At 65.2% G+C, this 17,420-nt stretch carries 21 protein-coding genes; all 21 read right to left on the bottom strand.

Annotated features, from left to right (window positions below):
* Positions 1-5: 5 nt before the first annotated feature.
* The 21 genes from K9F62_17060 to K9F62_16960 all read right to left on the bottom strand — a co-directional run bounded on the left by K9F62_17060 (position 6) and on the right by K9F62_16960 (position 17,364).
* Positions 6-899 (bottom strand): hypothetical protein, encoded by an 894-nt coding sequence (locus K9F62_17060; GenBank protein ID UJX40391.1) that lies wholly within the window; start codon positions 897-899, stop codon positions 6-8.
* The gene (locus tag K9F62_17055) at positions 896-6,955 is read right to left on the bottom strand and encodes a phage tail tape measure protein (GenBank protein ID UJX40390.1); all 6,060 of its coding nucleotides are present in this window, start codon (positions 6,953-6,955) and stop codon (positions 896-898) included. The genes K9F62_17060 and K9F62_17055 overlap by 4 nt, the downstream gene beginning before the upstream one ends.
* Positions 6,956-6,958: 3 nt before the next feature.
* On the bottom strand, positions 6,959-7,288 hold the full coding sequence (locus K9F62_17050; protein ID UJX40389.1) for a DUF1799 domain-containing protein: 330 nt from the start codon (positions 7,286-7,288) through the stop codon (positions 6,959-6,961).
* 56 nt (positions 7,289-7,344) lie between these two features.
* Positions 7,345-7,755, bottom strand: a complete 411-nt coding sequence (locus K9F62_17045; protein ID UJX40388.1) for a hypothetical protein — start codon at positions 7,753-7,755, stop codon at positions 7,345-7,347.
* Positions 7,756-7,853: 98 nt separating this feature from the next.
* The gene (locus K9F62_17040; protein UJX40387.1) at positions 7,854-8,546 is read right to left on the bottom strand and encodes a hypothetical protein; all 693 of its coding nucleotides are present in this window, start codon (positions 8,544-8,546) and stop codon (positions 7,854-7,856) included.
* A 9-nt stretch (positions 8,547-8,555) separates the two neighbouring features.
* Complete coding sequence (locus K9F62_17035; protein UJX40386.1) at positions 8,556-8,984, bottom strand: hypothetical protein; 429 nt, start codon at positions 8,982-8,984, stop codon at positions 8,556-8,558.
* Entirely contained in the window at positions 8,981-9,298 is a 318-nt protein-coding gene (locus K9F62_17030) for an HK97 gp10 family phage protein (GenBank protein UJX40385.1), read from the bottom strand. Before K9F62_17030 ends, K9F62_17035 begins: the two co-directional genes overlap by 4 nt.
* Positions 9,298-9,918, bottom strand: coding sequence for a hypothetical protein (locus tag K9F62_17025; protein ID UJX40384.1), 621 nt, complete (start codon positions 9,916-9,918; stop codon positions 9,298-9,300). Before K9F62_17025 ends, K9F62_17030 begins: the two co-directional genes overlap by 1 nt.
* A complete protein-coding gene (locus K9F62_17020; protein UJX40383.1) occupies positions 9,912-10,136 on the bottom strand; it encodes a TraR/DksA C4-type zinc finger protein in 225 nt (74 codons plus the stop codon). The genes K9F62_17025 and K9F62_17020 overlap by 7 nt, the downstream gene beginning before the upstream one ends.
* Before the next feature lie 3 nt (positions 10,137-10,139).
* On the bottom strand, positions 10,140-10,286 hold the full coding sequence (locus tag K9F62_17015; GenBank protein ID UJX40382.1) for a hypothetical protein: 147 nt from the start codon (positions 10,284-10,286) through the stop codon (positions 10,140-10,142).
* Positions 10,286-10,567 (bottom strand): hypothetical protein, encoded by a 282-nt coding sequence (locus K9F62_17010; GenBank protein ID UJX40381.1) that lies wholly within the window; start codon positions 10,565-10,567, stop codon positions 10,286-10,288. Before K9F62_17010 ends, K9F62_17015 begins: the two co-directional genes overlap by 1 nt.
* Entirely contained in the window at positions 10,515-10,886 is a 372-nt protein-coding gene (locus K9F62_17005; GenBank protein ID UJX40380.1) for a hypothetical protein, read from the bottom strand. Before K9F62_17005 ends, K9F62_17010 begins: the two co-directional genes overlap by 53 nt.
* The gene (locus K9F62_17000; protein ID UJX40379.1) at positions 10,879-11,613 is read right to left on the bottom strand and encodes a transglycosylase SLT domain-containing protein; all 735 of its coding nucleotides are present in this window, start codon (positions 11,611-11,613) and stop codon (positions 10,879-10,881) included. Before K9F62_17000 ends, K9F62_17005 begins: the two co-directional genes overlap by 8 nt.
* Positions 11,613-11,936: a putative holin gene (locus K9F62_16995; protein UJX43235.1), complete on the bottom strand. Its 324-nt coding sequence runs from the start codon at positions 11,934-11,936 to the stop codon at positions 11,613-11,615. The genes K9F62_17000 and K9F62_16995 overlap by 1 nt, the downstream gene beginning before the upstream one ends.
* Positions 11,937-12,156: 220 nt before the next feature.
* The gene (locus K9F62_16990; GenBank protein ID UJX40378.1) at positions 12,157-12,456 is read right to left on the bottom strand and encodes a hypothetical protein; all 300 of its coding nucleotides are present in this window, start codon (positions 12,454-12,456) and stop codon (positions 12,157-12,159) included.
* An 18-nt stretch (positions 12,457-12,474) separates the two neighbouring features.
* Positions 12,475-13,431, bottom strand: a complete 957-nt coding sequence (locus K9F62_16985) for a hypothetical protein (protein ID UJX40377.1) — start codon at positions 13,429-13,431, stop codon at positions 12,475-12,477.
* 28 nt (positions 13,432-13,459) lie between these two features.
* On the bottom strand, positions 13,460-13,837 hold the full coding sequence (locus K9F62_16980) for a hypothetical protein (protein UJX40376.1): 378 nt from the start codon (positions 13,835-13,837) through the stop codon (positions 13,460-13,462).
* Complete coding sequence (gene sppA / locus K9F62_16975) at positions 13,838-15,121, bottom strand: signal peptide peptidase SppA (GenBank protein ID UJX40375.1); 1,284 nt, start codon at positions 15,119-15,121, stop codon at positions 13,838-13,840.
* The gene (locus tag K9F62_16970) at positions 15,118-16,725 is read right to left on the bottom strand and encodes a phage portal protein (GenBank protein ID UJX40374.1); all 1,608 of its coding nucleotides are present in this window, start codon (positions 16,723-16,725) and stop codon (positions 15,118-15,120) included. Before K9F62_16970 ends, sppA begins: the two co-directional genes overlap by 4 nt.
* Positions 16,725-16,958: a DUF6148 family protein gene (locus K9F62_16965; GenBank protein ID UJX40373.1), complete on the bottom strand. Its 234-nt coding sequence runs from the start codon at positions 16,956-16,958 to the stop codon at positions 16,725-16,727. The genes K9F62_16970 and K9F62_16965 overlap by 1 nt, the downstream gene beginning before the upstream one ends.
* 196 nt (positions 16,959-17,154) lie before the next feature.
* Entirely contained in the window at positions 17,155-17,364 is a 210-nt protein-coding gene (locus tag K9F62_16960; protein ID UJX40372.1) for a helix-turn-helix domain-containing protein, read from the bottom strand.
* Positions 17,365-17,420 lie beyond the last annotated feature (56 nt).

The raw sequence follows: 17,420 nt of genomic DNA, 5'->3' as shown, positions 1-17,420 counted from the left end.
TCCCCCTAAACGAGGCCCTCGACCTCGAATTGCACGGTGGACAGTTCACTGTTGGGCAGGTTCGGCTCCACCTCTTTTGCGTAGCCGTAAACCAGCAATGCCTCCGGCTGGTACCCGGTCTCGCTGTAGGCCACGAAGATGCAGGCGATGCCGTCGATATCGTCCAGGCGCTTCTGGATGTAATCGATCTCCTTGGTATTGATGCGCGCCTTGAATTTCAGGTACTTAGCCAGCCGGCCCTTGCTCAGGGACGTATTGCCGTAATCGTCGGTGATTATTTTCGAGTAGGAGACGCGGCTCGGGGTGACGTCCCACTGTGTTTCGCCCAGATAGGCCGACATGCCTGTCACCACGATGCCGCATTTGGCCGTGCCGCCGGCGCCCGCGTCGATGCGGATCCGCATGGTGGATGCGCCGCGGATCGGGATAGCCGTAAACACGTCCCGCACGAAAACCGGGTCGGAAAAAAAGTATTCGGTGTAGGTGTAGACCTTTTTGAGCAGGGTCCAGGTCCTGGTGTAGATGATCGTACCGCCGGAGATGACGTCGATGGTCAACGTCTTACCACGGCAGCCGAACAGGCCCACGGCGTCGCACCGGGCCACGGAAATGGTCACGTCGAGCAGTTCCTCGGCCGAGGTCGTCGTGTTGATGTACTCGTCGAGCATCTTGTAGGCGTTGGTCGCGCCCTTATCGCTCCAGGCCGGATCCGATCCAACCTGGTGATCCGCCGGGTTTTCGCCCGTCGTCTCGCGCAACGACAGATAAACCCGATGATCAGCCGTCACCATGACCGTCGTGCCGGCGGCATAGGTGGTGTCGGCGTCCCATTCCTGGGCGTCGTTCTCGGCCACGTTGGTGGAGATCAGGGTGATGTCCCTGGGGATCACAATTTTCATTGCGCGCTCACCATGAGGGTGCCGTCCTTGCCGCCGCATCGGATCAGCATGGAGGCGATTTCCGTCGTTTTGTCCGCGAGCTTCGCCTGGGTCGCGGCGAGATCGTGATGCAAGGAAACCACTTCCTGCCGCAGCGCCACGACCTCGCTGGCCAGATCGTCCCGGTCGCTGGCGCCGGCCGAGATGCCGCCAAGTTGTCTGGCCAGATAGAGCAGCAAGTCTGTCTCGTATTCCGTCAGCACCGCCTCGCCGGGCTTGCCGAGCACGAACACCGAATCCTGTCCCGGTATGCCGCCCTCGATCATGCCACCAGTTGCAAAGCCGTATTCGGATTTCAGGGACTGCCAGTCGTCATAAGCGGTCGTGGCCTGGGCATAGAGCGACATGACTCCGGAGGGCAGTGCCGCCGTGGACGGCCATGTGGACTGCGAGGAGCTGACCCATTGGGAGAGCGCGGCGTCCCAATCAACATACCCGGTTCCCACGCCGTAATTGCTCAAGAACCAGCCGACATAATCAGCCGCCGTCATGCCGCCCTCGCCGACCAGGATCGCATCGGCGGCGCGCATGCTGTTCGATCCGCCGTCCCAATAATCCGACGAGAGCAGGTTGGCGACACCGCCGGACCAGCCCACGCCCGTGGTGGCCATCTGCGCCACCAGCTCGCCATATTTCGAGCCCTGGAACGCAGCCACGGCCTGGGCCCAAAGCGTCTGATACGTGGTTTCGAGCTGGGCCACCTCGGCCCGCTTGAGCGCCGCCTCGGCCTCGGCGATCTGATCGTCCGTGACGGTGGTGGCGATGTCGGTCAGCGATCCGGACGTGGACGCCGCGCCCGAGGCCAGGGAGGAAAGGGTGGAGGTCACATAATCCACGCCGGAATTGTACACGGACTCGTCAGCCGTTGAGCTGCGCAGGGCGTCCAGGTAATCCGTGCCATAGCTGGTGATGTTGGCCATGGCCGTGGTGTCGCCCGAGGCGGCCAGGGCGGCCTGCTCGTCGAAATAGGCCTTGGCGTTGGCGGCCACGGTTTCGGCGTCGTCCGTGGTGTATTCGCTGCCGGTGCGGATCTCGTAGATCGTGTCATAAATGTCGTCGACCATCGAATCGATGGCGTCGGCGATGGAACTTAGGGAATCGATGATGTCGTCGGCCAGGTCGGTTTCCCCGGCCTGATATCGCGCAAAAAGGGCATACAGTTCCTGGATGGCCGATTGCGTGTTGCCCGTCAGAGAATCAAGCAGCTCGGACTGGCTGGTGTAGAGATCCTGGAGATCATCCTGCATCTCGTCGATGGTGTCGGACCAATATTTGGCCAGCTCGTCCATCTGGGTTTGCATCAGCTCGGCGATCAGATCCGCGTCCAGGCCGTCCGCGTAGGCTTGGTCCAACTCGTCCAGAAACCCCTTGACCATGCCGAGCGCCTCGGCCTCCTCGTCGTAGCCGGCGATGACGGCCTGACGCTGCCGGAGGTCCCATTCCATGGCCTCGGTGGCCTTGGCCAGGGTATCTGCCGTCTCCTCGATCATGTTGATGATCTCGGCCCACTGGGCTTTCTGGAGCGCCTGAAACAGCCCCTCCTCGGCGCTGCCCACGGACCAGTTGAATTCCTTGGCCAGGTCCTGCAGCTCCAGGGCGTTTTCCTCGATGGCGATTTGCACCAGGGCGCCGGAATCGCCCACGGCCGTGGCGTAGCGCTTGTTGGCGTCGCGTAGCTTGTCGGCGTAGTCGCGCAAGTGCGCCGCGATCTTGGCGGCCATCTCGGCGTCCTGGACTTCCTTGAGCCGGGCGATGAGCGCCGCGTCGTAACCGGCGGCCCGGGCATCGGCCAGCTCCCATTCCGCGTCCGTGGCCAGCTGGGTGATTTCGGCCTCGTAGTCCAGCCCCTTGGCCTTGAGCATGCGCACGTCCAGGGACTGGGCGAACTGCGTCATGCTATCATTCCAGGCGGCAATGGCGTCGTTGACGCTGTTGAGGTTGGCCACCCACTGGCTGGCTTTACCCCAGGCCTCAAACTCGTCCACGCTCAAGCCGTTCTTGATGGCCGCGTCGAACTTCGTCCAGAAATTGTCGATGGTGACCGAAGCGTCGCCCAGCTTGCCGATAGAATCGGTGGCCTTATCGGTGTAATACCCGAGGTTTTCGACGTAGGCGTCGACCGTGCTGAAGATGTTGCTGGTCAGGTTGGTCATGATGGACGCGAAGGCGTCCTCGCCGCCCACGGCATTGAGCAGGTCCTCGGAGTATTTCGCGGCCAGCAGGTTCTGCAGCTGTTCGTCGGTCACGGCCAGGGCCTGCGAGCCGTCGGAAGCGTTCTCGGCCAGGATCGCCAACTGGTCCGAGGTCGCGCCCATGGACGAGGCCATGGTCAGGATGGCCTGGGATGTGCCGGCCGCCGTTTCGATGGTCTGCTGGCGCAAGGCGTCGACCTGATCCCCGGTGATCTGGGCCACGTCGGTCATCTCGTACCCGTAGGCGGACAGACTGCCGGCCACAGTCGAAAATGCGGCGGAGAATTCCTGGATCTGGTCGATATAGGTCTGGCCATCGTCGGCCAGGGCATCGAACGCGCCGCGCAGCCCCGCCTGCTCCAAGGCCTGGAATGCGAGGAGATTCGTGCCGTTCTCGATGTACGTCCCGAGCTGGTCCTCGGTGATGTTCATCGAGGGCATGGTGAAATTCTCGATCAGGTTGTCGACGGCGAAACCCAGGTTTTCGGCCGCGTCGTCGATGGCCTCGGCCGCGTCCCTGAACGATTCCGAGATCTCGCGCGTGACGTCCGGGTCGGCCACGCCCGTGCCCACCACGCTGCCGTCGGAATAAAAGTCCACGCCGCTGACCGTGGTCGAGCCGCCGGAATAGCCGACGTTGTAGCCGGAAGCGGTTTTGCGGACCTCTTCCTTTTTCTCGCCGAACAAGCCGGAAAACAGACCGATCGCGCCGCCGATGGCCCCGACAATAGGGAGGGCCGTGGTCAGGATGGAGGAGATCGACGTGGCGGCCATGCCGGCGGTTTCGGCCACGCTGTAGGTCGAGGCCATGGCCTCCGCGCCCACGGTGTTGTAGGTGGTGGCCGCCGCGCCCAGGGCGGACATGTCGATGCCATCGGAAAAAATGTCCGCCATGGCATTGCTGCCGCCCAGGAACAACGTCGAGCCGGAGGACGCCGCCGTGGTCAGGGTGTCGCCCACCGCCTCGCCGGCGGACTGGCCGAGATAGTCCCCCAGCGTCTTGAGCGCGGAAGTCCCCTGGCCGAGGACGTCGCTGCCGCCGGAGGACGAGGACGATTTGCCGAGCAGGGACGAGAGGAAGGAGCCGCTGCCGTCGGACACCCCGGACGAAAGCATGCCGATGAAATCATTGAGCAGCATCTTCGTGGCCTGCTCGATGAGGCTGGCCACGATATCCAGGAGCCGCGATTTCAGGTTCTCGCCGATGTTGGCGATGGCGTCCGCGCCTTCTCCGGCCGATCGGACGATGTCGCCCATGCCGCCCGAGATGCCGTCCACCACGTCGTTGGTGCCCTGGATGATGCCGTCGGCCATGGTGTCCCAGCGCTTTTTCGCGCGGGTGGTCTCGCTCTCATACCCGCCGAAGGCCAGGGACCATTTCGCGGCCATGGTCTCGCCGAAGCTGCCGGCGTACTTGACCTCTTCTTCAAGTCTTTCTTTAAGGAATTCGTCCCACCGCTCGGCCTCGTAGATCTTGGCCGCCGTCTCGTCGCTGGCCACCTCCTTGACCGCGTCCAGATGCTTTTGCAGGGCGGCGGCTTCGTCCTGCCAGTAGGCGCCGGACAGCTTGCCGCCTTCACCCAGGCGCTCCCGCTGGGACTGGAGCACGTGCTCCTGGTAGGCATCCCAGCGCGCTTGCGCCTTGGCCACGGCCGCGGCGTCCTCCTGGTCGGTTTCGGCCCGGGCCTCGCGCAGATCCTCCAGGTACTGCTTGTAGCCTTCCAGCCAGTCGGCGGCCATGAGCTGGTCCGGATCGGACAGATAGGTGCCCATGTCCCGGGCATACTTGGCGGACTTGTCCAGCTCCTTCTCGAAGTCCTTGAGCTGTGCGGCCATGCGCAGGATGGGCCAGGCCTGTTCAGCCGCGACCCAGGCCTTGGAAAATCCCTCGGTATCGCCCTTGGCGCCGATGAGCGACTTGCGGATATCCGCGAACACGCGCTCGAAGGTCTTGTCGACCTTGAGCGTCTCGCTCTCCATGCCGCCGGACAGGCTGTCCGTCAGGGAGGCGATGGTGGCCTGCACCTGATCGAAATAGGCGTCGGAGCGTTCGCCGTAGCGGGCGGCGGCGTTGGCCGCGCTGTCCGAGGACTTCTTGGCCCCGTCCAGGGACACCTTGATGCCGTCCACGGCCTTCTTTGCCTTCTGGGCCTTGGCTTCGAAGTCGCCAGGGAACATCTTGGACAGTTCGGGGATGGTGCCGGTGTTGTCGCCGGCCATGATCTGTTGGGTCTTGGCCTCCAGGGATTGCTGTTTCGCGGCGGCCTTGGCCGCATCACCGGCCTCCTTGAGCTTCTTGGCCAGTTCTTCCGGGCCGGAGAGCGCCCAATCGCCGAAGGACATTTCACCTTTGATCACGGCGATGCCGGCGGCAATGGTATTGGCGAAGGTCTGGTATTCACGGGTCGCGGCCATGACGGCGGAGGTGATTGCCCCCACGGACGTTTCGATGCCGCCCAGGGTGGTGATGATCGGATCCTTGTTTTCCTGGATGGTGCGGGAAAACGTCTCCATGCTGGCCGTCATCATGGGGGCCAGTTCTTGGCCGAACTCGATGGACATCTGCCGCAGGGTGGAATCGTAGGTATCTTTGACGGACTTGGCCGTTTGCAAATAATCCTGGAAGGCCTTGTTGGTCCCGCCCGCAGCGCTTTGGACTTGCCCAAGCGATTGGGCATAGCGTTCCCAATCCTGGGCACCCAAGCCGGCGATGCCGGTGAGCGCCTCGGAGGATTCAAACAGCTTGCCGAGGGAGAAGTGAGACTTGTCGGCCGTGGCTTGGAGCGTTTGCAACGCCCCGGCAAACCCCTTTTCCTTGACCATGGCCACGCCAGACTCGTATCCGAGCGCCTTGAGAACCTTACCCATGTTCTCGGTCGGCTTGTAGAGCCCGATCATGATGGCGCGCCACTTGGTGGCCGCCTCGGCCGTGGATCCAGAGGTCTGGGTGATGAGCGATAGCCCGGCCGCCATCTCCTGGGACGTGACGCCGACCAGGTGGGTGCTCTCGGCCACGTCGCCGATAACCGGAACCAGTTCGGCGAAGGAGGTTTGCCCCAACTTTTCAATGGAAAAGAGAAGGTCCGAAGCCTCTGTGGCGGATTTGATTTCACCGTCGAAGCCGGCCATGGTCTTGGTCAAGGCCTTGATGGTCTGGTCCTGGGCCACATGGGCCGCCTTGGACGCTTCGGCGGCCGTGGTCAGCATGTCCATGGCCTCGGCGGAATCGGTCACACCAGCGGAAATGGTCTGGTAGTAGCCCTTGACCAGGGCGTCCGAGTCGCCCAGCGCCCTGGGCATGGCCTTCATTTTGGCGTCGATGGCGTCAAGGCTCTCCGTAGTGACTTTGCCCATGTCCGTCAGATCGGCCTGATAATTGGCGAACTGGGAAAAGGCGTCGCCTGTGACACGGAGGGATTCCCGGATGGACAGATAGGCGGCGGCAGCCGCGCCGGCCCGTTTTGCCAATGTGGAGAGACTAAGGCCAGCCTTGTCGCTGGCCTTAGTGGTCACACCCAACTGGACAGCCATGCGCTTATATTCCTGGGTGGTCAGGCCGGCGGTGCGGCGCAGCTGCTCCAGGGACCGGGATGCGGCATCGGCCGCCATGCCCTTGCGCATCCGGTCCTCGAGGCTGGCGATCTCCTTGTCGGTCATGCCAGCGGCTTGCCCCAGGCTTTTGAGGCTGCCGCTGGCACGCTTCATCCGACGATCGATATTGGTGGCAAAGGCTTCGGTCAGGCTGTCCGACCGCTTGAGCGTGCTCTCAAGGCTTCTGCCGTCGGCGGTGATGTCCACCGCCAGGGTGCCGGCCCGAATCCTCATGTGTTACCGCCTTCCCTTGCCGTTCTTTTCGCGTTTCCGCTCGGCTTCCCGGGCCCGTTCGCCGAGCACCACCCGGGCCAACTCCTGCACCTGATCCATCAGTTCGAGCTGGTCCCGCTCCGGTATCCGCTCGAGCCGCATCACCATCTCCACGGCCAGCAGGTTGATGTCGATGGCGTTGCCCATGCCCGCCACGATGAGCTGGTTGGTGCAGCGCCGGTAAATCCTGAAACAGTCGGCATTGAACGGATGCTCCTTCGGCCGGCAGGTGTCGCAGGGCGGCCCGTGCTTTTTCTTTTCCCGCTCCTCCGGAGTGTCCCAGCGCGTCACCATGAAGGTGCGCCGGCACTCCTCGCAGGGCTTGCGGTCAACCCCGGACAGCCACAAGCCTAGGTCGTAGCGTTTTTTCTTGCCGCCTCCCGCTGCTCCTCGAACCGCTTGGCCAGGATCACCCGGCACTCGCCCACGAACTGGCCAAGCTGCTTGTCATCCCGGGCCATGCGGATCTTGTTTTCGTCCGTGCAGGCCATGGGCTTGCCGTCGAGGTCGAAAAAGTTCTTCCAGTCCCGCACGGCGGCGCACAGATAGACATAGCGCTTGTCGCCCCGGGCCGGATTGAGCTTGATCTCGCGCTGCAGGTTGCCGTCGGCGTCGGGGCGCAGCATGGTTTCGTACAGCTGGATCTGGTCCTCGATGTCGTTCTGCTCGCCGTTCTTGATATGCTTGACCAGGATCTCGCTCTTGTCCGGATCGTCCGGCAGCGGGAACCAGTCCTGCAGCTCGTCGGAAAGTCTCGCCATGATCATCCCCTTCGGGCCCCGTGGTGATTGGGCGGCGCGGCGGGCCGGGGAACCCCGCCGGGGCGTGCACGCCCCTCGCCGCCCAAAGATTGTCCGGCCTACAGCGTGCCGCCGTGGAGCGTGACCTCGTCGCCGGCTTCCTCGTCCACGACCGCCTTGACGGCGCTGTCCAGGGTCAGGGTGCCGGCTTCCACGGCCGTGATCAGGAATTGCCCGTTGTTGCTGGTGGATCCTTCCACGATGAGCGTCTGGCCCGCCGCGAACCCGGCGGTCACGAAGCCGTTGCCGGTGTCGGTGATGGTGTTGCCGGCGGCCACAAAGGCGATGGTAGAGGCGGTCTGGTGCTTGACGAACATGGCGAACATGCCGCCGCAGGTCATTTCCCCGGACAACGAAAAGATGCCGTTCTTGTCGGTCTCGCCCGGGGAATGCTTGGACACCTGCCAGACCGATTCCTTGTCGTTGGCCAGGTCCGGAGCCAGGAAGTTGTCATAGTCGATGTACAGCCGGGCGCTGTTGATCTTGGCGTTGTCCTTCAAATACTGCTTGAGCGTATCCTGGCCGAGGGTATCGCCAATGAGCATGTTGCCGCTGTAGGTGATGCGGCCAAACTTGCCCGTGGTGGTGAACTCGATGTCGAAATCCCGGCGGAATTCCTGGGCCGTGACCGTGTCACGGGTCAGCTCCGGCAGGCCGATCTTGTTGAGCCCCTTGACGATGGCCTGGTTGACCAGACCGTAATTGAGGACCAGCGCCGCATCCACGGCAAGCTGAAAGTTCGCCCTGTCCATGATGTCTCCTTATTGGGAGGTTTCAACGAGGCCGGTCAGCTGGATGCCAGCGCCCCAAACCCCGTCCTCGTCCGGCAGGGTGGGCACGTCCTCACCCCGCGAAAACTCGAAATCCTTGAGCCCGTCGCCGGAGATGACCCGGCCCTCGAACAGGTCCGAGGCCAGGGACGCCAGCTCCTCGGCCTCCAGGGAACTGTCCGCGAACACCATGATCTGCAGCGGCACCTCGTCGATGCGTTCGGTGAGGGTGTCCCGGGGAACAGCCGGCAGGATGGTCAGCACGGCGTATGGGCGCGGCCAGGATTTCGAGCCCCGCACATAGGCCAGCCGCCCGGACACGCCCGTGAAAAAGGAGTGGTCCGCATGGGCCGCAAACCAGGCGTCCAGGGCCCGGCGCAGCTTGGGCCGCACGGATCCGCGCGTGGTCAGGCGGCTCACGAGTCACCGCCTTTCATGCGGTCGGCGATTCCCTGCAGGTCGAACACAGCCGCGCCGCCACGCATGTAGGCTTTTCCCGGCCGGCCGTGGGAACCGAATTCCGGGTAGGGGGCGTAAGGTATGTCGGTCTCCAGGTAGGCATCGATCCGGGACCCGTCGCGCTCCACGCCGACCTCCAGGGAATCGCGCAGCGCGCCCGTTTTCACAGGGCACAGCCGCTTGGCCTCGGGCAGCACCTCCTCGCGCATCTCCGCGTCCACGGCTCCCTGGACGCGGGACATGACGCGCTCGAACTGGTCGGAGAAAATGCCCATCAGTTCTGATCCTCCTGGCGCGCTTCGGCCTCGAACACGGTCCAGCCGCGAGCATGGTCGGTGTAGGCGCTGGTCACGTGGAGCTTGGCGTGGGGCGTGACGATCAGGCAGCCAGGAGCCAGATCCGGACAGGTTGGCATGAAGCCGTTGCGGTAGCCCACGCCGACTTCCCGGCCGGACAGCAGCCGCTCGTGGCCGGACAGGCCGTGCACCGCCGCCTTGCCCGACCAGATCGTGGTGGGCACCTTTTTGAATCCCATGGCCCCGTCCGACACCTCGAGGTCCTTTTTGACCTCCACGTCCACCACGAACACGCCGCTAAACAGCCCGAGCACGAGCATGTCACCCTCGGGCCAGCTGTCCGACACGGTCCAGGTCCGGCCGTCCTGCTCGAGGGTGTGGCCGAAGGCTGGCACGACGGGCAGGTCAGTCGGCCGCACCCAGGCCATGCCGAGGCGCACCTGGCCGTCGTTGTAGGATGTGCGCAGGGAGGCGTTGATGCCGTCCCAGGGCGCGCAGTCCTCGACGATGCCCAAAAGCGAGGCCCCGGCGTTGCTGGCCGTGTAAGTGGCCTCGGAAGAAAAGGCGGCCAGGAAGGCCCCGGGCGCGTCGGTCAGCACTGGTCCGCCTCCGCGGCTTCCTGGCAGGCCACGCATCGGCAGGCCGTGGGCAGGATGCGCAGCCGCGCGCCGGGAATGGGCTCGCCGCAGTCACGGCAGACGATCACCCCGTTATCCCGGATCTGTTCGCCGGCGACCGCATTGCCTCCGGCCAGGGAAAGGGCGGCTTGCCGGTGCAGGGTCTCGGCGTCCTGGGCATGGTCGGCAAAATCAGGCATCGGTCAGCTCCTCTTGCGGTACAGCAATGGCCGCACCCAGCGGGCAATGGCGCGGCTCCAGCGTTTGGCCCGGGTCGCGGAAACGCCCAGGTCGCACAGGCGACAGTAGAGATGCCCATCGTTCAAGTGATGCTGGAGGAAATTGCGCATCACTGTTTCCCGCCGGCGACCTGCCGCTCGTAGCAATCAAGGGCCGCGTCCTGCTGTTCGATCATCCAGCACAGCCGGTCGCTGCGCGTGAGCAGCCGCTCCAGGTTTTCCGGCGAGCAGACATGCTGGCCGGGATCCAGTTCCGGCAGCTCGTGCATGGCCGGGCGGGGGCAGCGGGTGAACTGGTGCTGCACCACGACTGGCGTGACCGGCGTTACGGCGCAGCCGCTACTCAACAGGGCAGCTATTGAGATGCACAGCGGCACGGCGAGAAGTCGCATCGTCCACCACCTTTCCCTTTTGCGCCGGGACGGGCTTGGCGTTGTGGATGATGACCGTCCGCTCGACGGTCCGGGCCTCATCACGCGCATTGGCCTGTTGGCAGTCTTCGACCTGCCGGGTCAGGCCGTCGCGGGCGTCCTTGAGCGTCTGTTCCGACGCCCGGAGCTGGGCGATGCTGGCATTGGCCGCGCCCAGCTCCTTAGACATGAAGGCCAGCTTGGTCTGCAGCCGGGCCACCCCCACCGACTGCCAGGCCAGGGCGACCAGGAGCACGGCCACGATCAGGCCGCCGGCCTTGAGCAACACGCCGTTAATCATGGCAAAGACCTCCCCCGAAGCCGGCCGCGACGTAGCGCGGTGAAAGCAGGCGCAGGATGCGGCGCGGATAGCCCCGGTTCTCGCGCCAGTTGCCCGCGCTGCGGCCGGCGTTGACGGTCTCGATGTTGTCCCACCAGCGGTCCTGGGCGAGACCCTGTCCGGAGGCCAGACGCGCGTCGCGGCGCACCCAGCCGAGGCCGCCGTTGTAGGCCGAAAGGGTCATGGCCATGCGGTCGCAGGGCGTGGCCGCATGGACGCGGTCCCAGAGGTAGCGGTCGTAGGTCACCAGTGCCCGCAGGGCCCAGGACGGATTGAAGGGCTCGTTGGCCGCCAGCTCGGGATAGAGCTTGGCGATCCAGGCGGACGTGGCCGGCATGAACTGGGCCATGCCTTGCGCGCCCACCGGGCTTTTGACCTGCGGTCGCCAGCCGGATTCCTGGTGCACCTGACCGGCGAAGGTGGCCACGGGCGCATCCAGGCCCCAGGCGGACCGGGCGTTGCGGATCAGTTCGGAGCGGTAGCGCAGGGCGTTTTGCGGGATGCCGCGCAGGTTGGCCGGCGTCGTGGTGACGGCGGGAGAGGCGGCCGGCGCCGCCGGAGCCGGATGCGAGGCCGCCGGGGCGACCGTGGGCGCTTCAGCTTTGTCGCAGCCGGCCACCAGCCAGGCGGCAAAGACGGCCAAGCAGACGGCAAGGAAGAATCCGCCGATGCCCCGCGAAGCGTCCATTACAGCCCCAGCCCCATGGCCAGCATGCAGCCCAACATCACCAGGGCCCGGCGCAGCATGGCCGCGGCGTAGATCTGTTCGCAGCCGGCGACCACGGGGCTGTTGGCCCGGTCGGCGGCGGGCTTGTTGTCCGCGCGCCAGTCGGCGCTGGTCAGAAAGCTGTCCGGACGGGCGTAGGGGAAGCACCAGCGGTCGATCCAGTAGCCGAGGTATCCGGCGATGGCGACCAGGGCCAGCTTGTAGGCAGCCACGGGCAGCTGGGCCGGGGAGAGCACGGCCACGCCCGCGACCAGCAGGCAGGCCAGCACCAGACAGGCCAGCATGCGCGGTGTCAGGCGGGAGAGCAGGGAAGGCGAGGCGGCATCGCCGCTTCCCGAGCCGTCGACCGGCCCCAAGGTGGGCGAAACCTGCGCTTCGAGGAACGCCTCGAACTTGCCGGCAAGGGCGTCCAGACGTTCCGAAATCCCTGCGGCGCTTTCCGACGCGGCCGGGGTGACAACGGGCTGCCCGGTTTCGGGCGGCGTGGGGTTGCTGGTGGGCATATTATTTTCCTCCCGGGGTTTCGTTGAGGATGTCCGCCTTGACGTCCGGCGACATGTCCTTGTCGTGGACGATCAGCCCACGGACCATCCGAAACAGAGTGTTGGTGCGCTCCTTGAGGTCCTGCCGCAGCTCGGCATGGCCGGCCTGGACAGCCTGGAGCGTGGAGCAGACATGGGTCCGCCGCTCCTCGCACTGGCCATGGCTGACGTAATTGCGCTTGGTGAGCGCATGGACGATGAGCGCGACCATGACGGACATGAACCCCGTGATGCCGGCTGTCTCGAGCGGCGTGAACGTCACTGCGCAAGCTCCTTTCGATTAGGCGTTCGGGATGACCCCGGTCAGCAGATAGCCCGCGCCGGTAAACTGCACGCGCTCGTCGGTGTTCTGCCGGGCCCGGACGATGTCGCTGCGGGTTTGCTCCTCGCGGTAGACCTCGACCGTCACCGTTTCCGGCGAATCCTCCTCCCAGATGAAGGTGCGGCCCAGGGCGGGCTCGCGCAGATCCTGGCCGCCCGAGGACACCACGCCCAGCATGGCCATGGTCGGAGACCAGATGGGATCGATCACCTTGGGTTTGCCCTTGGCGGCAGTGTTGTTGACCGCGCCGGCCGGAATGACGTGCACGCCGAAATATGCCTCGAGCTGCGGGATGGTCAGGTCGCCGCGGATGGCATTGGGGTCGGAGTATTTGACGCGTTCGATGACACTGGCGCACATGGACACGTGGCGCAGTACGGACTTGTCCAGGATGAGCGCGTTGGGTTCCAACCCGGTAGCCAGCCGCATGGCCTCGAAGCCCTTGATCACATCGGCCCGGGGATCGGCGTCGGCATAGCTGTTCCAGGCATGGCCCACCGCATGGGCCTCGAACGTGGCCGTGCTGAATACCTTGGAGGCGACGCGCCGTTCTCGGGTGCGAAGGATCATGGCCATGGCGCGGTAGGAAGCCAGGGTCTCGGCGTCGAAGAAGTTTTTGAACTGCTTGGCCTCGACGTCGTCGATCGGCTCTTCCCAGCCATTTTCCGAGCACAGGTAAGTCAGGAAATCCCACTGCCAGTCGCCGCGAGCGTATGCCGAGCGCGGGGCCCGAGCGGTATCCGCCACCTCGAGCAGCGCTTCGGCCAGAATCACCGGATACTGCGCCGTGATGAGCGGCGTGTAGAAGGGCGGCAGCACAAGGTCGGCGATGAAGCCCTGGGAGGCCGCGCCCAAGCTGAACTCGAAAGCGAGCGCCCCCAGGTCGGGACGGGAAATGACGTTGGTAAAAGGCATCGCAAGTCTCCTTGTGGGCTAGCCGGCGTTACGCGGTGTAGGTGTTGCCGTAGCCGTAGGGGATCACCTCGATGACGCCCCCGTCGGCCACGGCGGTCAGGGACCGGCCGATGATGGTGCGCGCGCCGGCGCCCGCATCCGCCTTGACCGTGCCGTCGGCATCGGCCTGGACTTCGCCGCCAACGGCCACCGCGCCGGTGGCCAGGACCTCGATGGTGCCGTCGGTGTTGAGCAGACGCACGCTCACGAACTGGTCCGCTTCCAGGGCGGGATACTCGAGCACCCCGATGGGGCTGCCGTCGGCGGCGTTGGCGGCCAGCTTGCCGTCGGTCAGGCCCACCAGCAGGTAGGCGTCGATGGCCGCGCCGGCCTGAAAGGTGCGGCGGGACTGGTTGACGTAGCTCATTTATTTCCCCTCTTTGCTGCGCTTGGACAGCCAGGCGGCGTGGGCTTCGGGATGTTCCTTGATCACCTTGGCCACGGCCTTGCCCCGGGACAGGCCGCCCTTGACCTCGGCCTCGACCAGGGCGTCGAAGTCCGGAGCCGCGGCCGTGGCGTCGGCGGCCGGGTTCATGGGGCCCTGGGTCACGCCCGCGATGGCGTCGAGCATGGCATGGGAAGACCCCTGGTTGTCGGCCTTGGGCATGAAGCCGGCCATGGCCTTGGCCTGTTCCGGGGTCACGCCCGTGGCGAGCAGGCCGGCGATCTTGGATCCCTGCTCCTCGCCGACCAGGGCGGAAACAACGCCGACGCACCGGTCGCGCTCGCCGTTGACGGCCGCCTGCAGCGCGGTCGCCTGCTGGGCCGACATTTCCTGTTCCACCTCGGCACGCAGCTCCGCCGCCACGCCCGGGTGCTCCGCTTTCAGTTTCGCCAGATCCATGTGCACCTCCGTGATGCAACGGTTGATGAAATCGGCCCGGCTTTCGAGCCGGTCCACCAGCCCAAGCTCAAGGGCCTGCCGGCCGAGAAAAACCTTGCCATCCGCCATGGCCAGAGCCGTCTCACGGTCCACGCCGCGTCCCTGCGCCACCGCATCAAGGAAAAGCCCGTAAACTTCATCGAGCCCCTCCTGCAGGTAAGCCCTGGCCTCGTCGGAAAGGGGCTCATCGGCGTTCCCCATGGCCTTGTATTTGCCGGCCGTGAGGTAGGTGATATCCACACCCATCTTGGCGTCCCAGGCCGACCAGTCCTGGTGGGTCATGATCACGCCGATGGATCCGACCATGGCCGTGGCCTGGGTGCCGATCTCCTGAGCCTGGGATCCGATCCAATAGGCGGCCGAGCACATGAGGTCGGCGGCGTAGGCGTAGACGGGCTTTTGCGCGGCCACCATCTGGACGATGCCGGCCAGTTCCTCGATGCCGTCGACCGTGCCTCCGGGCGAATCGATGTCGAGGAGGATCCCGCGCACGGACGGATCCGTGGCCGCCTGCAACAGGGCCTGGCCGACGTCGCGGGTGGAGGTGATCCCCCACCACCAGCTGCCCTCCTTGGCCAGCGGTCCGGCCAGGGGGATGACGGCCAGCGGTCCGGAACGCTCATAAAGCGGATCGTCCCGGCTGGACGTGGCGGCAAGCATCGCGGCCCTGGCCGCGGCATCGGGGAACCCTTTGGCCTGCATGTCGCGGAACAAGGCGGAAAGCCGTTTGGGCTCCATGGCCCATAACTGTTCGGTCAGGACGGTCACGCGGCCTCCTCGGTTGCGGTCTCCTGGGGGGCGTCCTCGGGCTTGTCCGAGACTGCGGCCTGGACAGAGACCGGAGTCGGGGTGGCCTCCAAGCCGTAGCGGGCATAGATGCGACGTTCACGGGCGATCTTGCGGGCCATGGTCTCGGGATCCGAGCCGCGGGCGTAAAGGATGTCCGTCAGGGAATCGGACAGGTTGTTGAGGCCGAGCTGCTCGGCCGTGCGCTCCTTGACCGGATCGATCTGGCCGCGCGGCGGCCGGGTCCAGGAGGCGGCGAGCCAGGCGTCCCAGGCTTCGTACAGGTCGGGCTTCCCTTCCGGGATGATCAGGTAGCCGCGCAGCCAGGCCTCCTCCATGACCATCTCCCAGACCTGCTGCAGGTAGCCGCGCACGAACCAGTCCTGGTACAGCGTGTAGAGCTTCCAGACCTCGAGGAGCGCGGCCCGGGCCGAGCTGTAATTCGTTTTCGAGAAGTCCTTGGCCACGGACTCGTAGGGTTGGCCCGTGGACGCGGCCACGGCCCGAAGGACCCGGGTGTAAAACTGCTCGAAGGTCTGGGGCGGCCGGGGGTTGGCGAGGAGATGCGGCTTGTGTCCGGGCTGGCCGGCAACGATGGTCCCCGGGGCGATCTCTTTGGGATAGGGGCTGGCCGGGCCGGTCTTGCGGGTCCCGTCCAAGGTCACGCCGCCGGACAGCTGGTCGCCTGCGGCCTCCATAAAGACGGTGAACGACGCGGCGACGACCGCACCGACAAGTTCCGCGTCGACATAAGCCGCCAGGTCGGAAAAAAGCTTCATGGCCGGCGCGAGAATCGTTTCACCCCGGATCTGCTCGGGTCCCTTGCCGTGACGACGGTGGAAGCAGGTCCAGCGGTGACCGGCTTTGCGCGGGACACGACGAAAACAGGAGCTGGACAGCCCGGCCAGGGGGCGGTTGTCCGGCGGCTCGGCCAGCCAGTAGGCGATGGGGCGGCCGTTGACTCCCATCTCCACGCCCTGCTTGATGAGCGGATTCATGAGCAGGTCGGAGGGGGTGCGCAGCCTGGCCGGGTGCAAGGCCTGGATGGCCAGGCCGAACTTGCGGCCAGGCTCCTCGAGCCACACGGGCAAGTGCAGAAACTCGCCCGTGACGAACATGCTCCGGACGGCCTGGTACTGGAGATCGTCGAAGTGGTCGGTGTCGGCGGCGTCGGCCTCGCGGCACCAGCGGTCCCAGGCCTTTTCCGCGCTGTCGGCAAAGGCATCGGCCTCCTCGTCGGTCAGGCCCAGGGCCTGGGCATCGGGGGCGGACTGAGGGTGCAGACCGGAACCGGCCACGTTAAGGGCCAGGGAGTCGACGCAGGAGGTGGCGTGGCCATCGCTGGCCACCAGGGATTCGGCCCGATCGCGGATCATGTCCGCATCCCGCTCGAGGGCGAAGGCATTGAGCCTGGAAGGAAGAAAATTTGCCAGGGTGCCTTCGCGGCTTCCGGCCGTGCGCCGCATGGGCTGGACCATGCCGGCCAGACCGGCCATGGCGGCCATCGCGGCCCGAGCCCGCACCCGGCGTAGCCCTCGCTCCGGAGCGATCCAGCCGATGGCGCGGTCCAACCAGTTCGCGGCCATCAGTATCGCCCCGGGATAAGGTGGCCGAACATGGGGCTGCCCGTGCCGGCGGCCTGATCCTCGACCGTGGCTTGTTTGTCCAGCCAGTCCAGATGCTGCTGGATGGCGGGCAAGTCCGCCCGGCGCAAGCGACGTGTGCCGATCGTGAATTCCTGCCCCTCGGCCACGGCCAGAAGCGCCGCCTTCCAGGCTGCCAGCTGTTCCGCTTTTTCCGCTCGGGTGAATATGGCCATGGCGAGGGGCGTAGCACACCCCCCTGGGTCGATTAGGGTAACATGGATAACATGGGTAACATGGAGACGGTTTTTTCAGGGGGTTCGGCTGTCGGCGAAGAACTCGCCAACACAGTCCCGGAGCGGCTTTTCGGGTTTTTTCGAGGATGCAAAATTGCCCTTCGATTTTGCATCCTCGAAAAAAAGTTCGGAGAGGCTATTCTCCCCGACGCTTGAGGTAGCGCAGCAGACTGCGTTCCGTGATCCGCAACCCCTTGATGTCGCCCAAGCGGATATGCCGGAGTTCATGCTTGCCGATCAGCTTGTAGACGTAACTCTTGTGACATTTCAGCCGCTCCGATACCTGCAGCACAGTGAGGAGCTTGCCGTCGGCGGCGCGATCGTAGGGAAGATTCGTTTTGCTCATGTGGGGGCTCTCACGCTTATCGGTTGGCGAGAATGGTATTGTTGCGGCGCTGGGCC

The organism is Desulfovibrio sp. JY (assembly GCA_021730285.1).
In the GTDB taxonomy this organism is placed as follows: domain Bacteria; phylum Desulfobacterota; class Desulfovibrionia; order Desulfovibrionales; family Desulfovibrionaceae; genus Solidesulfovibrio.
This window is presented reverse-complemented; position numbering and strand designations above follow the sequence as displayed.

Coding starts and splice junctions, on each gene's coding strand:
- K9F62_17060 (UJX40391.1), bottom strand. CDS start 899: ATGAAAATTGTGATCCCCAGGGACATCACCCTGATCTCCACCAACGTG.
- K9F62_17055 (UJX40390.1), bottom strand. CDS start 6,955: ATGAGGATTCGGGCCGGCACCCTGGCGGTGGACATCACCGCCGACGGC.
- K9F62_17050 (UJX40389.1), bottom strand. CDS start 7,288: ATGGTGACGCGCTGGGACACTCCGGAGGAGCGGGAAAAGAAAAAGCAC.
- K9F62_17045 (UJX40388.1), bottom strand. CDS start 7,755: ATGGCGAGACTTTCCGACGAGCTGCAGGACTGGTTCCCGCTGCCGGAC.
- K9F62_17040 (UJX40387.1), bottom strand. CDS start 8,546: ATGGACAGGGCGAACTTTCAGCTTGCCGTGGATGCGGCGCTGGTCCTC.
- K9F62_17030 (UJX40385.1), bottom strand. CDS start 9,298: ATGGGCATTTTCTCCGACCAGTTCGAGCGCGTCATGTCCCGCGTCCAG.
- K9F62_17020 (UJX40383.1), bottom strand. CDS start 10,136: ATGCCTGATTTTGCCGACCATGCCCAGGACGCCGAGACCCTGCACCGG.
- K9F62_17015 (UJX40382.1), bottom strand. CDS start 10,286: ATGCGCAATTTCCTCCAGCATCACTTGAACGATGGGCATCTCTACTGT.
- K9F62_17010 (UJX40381.1), bottom strand. CDS start 10,567: ATGCGACTTCTCGCCGTGCCGCTGTGCATCTCAATAGCTGCCCTGTTG.
- K9F62_17005 (UJX40380.1), bottom strand. CDS start 10,886: ATGATTAACGGCGTGTTGCTCAAGGCCGGCGGCCTGATCGTGGCCGTG.
- K9F62_17000 (UJX40379.1), bottom strand. CDS start 11,613: ATGGACGCTTCGCGGGGCATCGGCGGATTCTTCCTTGCCGTCTGCTTG.
- K9F62_16995 (UJX43235.1), bottom strand. CDS start 11,936: ATGCTGGCCTGTCTGGTGCTGGCCTGCCTGCTGGTCGCGGGCGTGGCC.
- K9F62_16985 (UJX40377.1), bottom strand. CDS start 13,431: ATGCCTTTTACCAACGTCATTTCCCGTCCCGACCTGGGGGCGCTCGCT.
- K9F62_16980 (UJX40376.1), bottom strand. CDS start 13,837: ATGAGCTACGTCAACCAGTCCCGCCGCACCTTTCAGGCCGGCGCGGCC.
- K9F62_16970 (UJX40374.1), bottom strand. CDS start 16,725: ATGGCCGCGAACTGGTTGGACCGCGCCATCGGCTGGATCGCTCCGGAG.
- K9F62_16965 (UJX40373.1), bottom strand. CDS start 16,958: ATGGCCATATTCACCCGAGCGGAAAAAGCGGAACAGCTGGCAGCCTGG.
- K9F62_16960 (UJX40372.1), bottom strand. CDS start 17,364: ATGAGCAAAACGAATCTTCCCTACGATCGCGCCGCCGACGGCAAGCTC.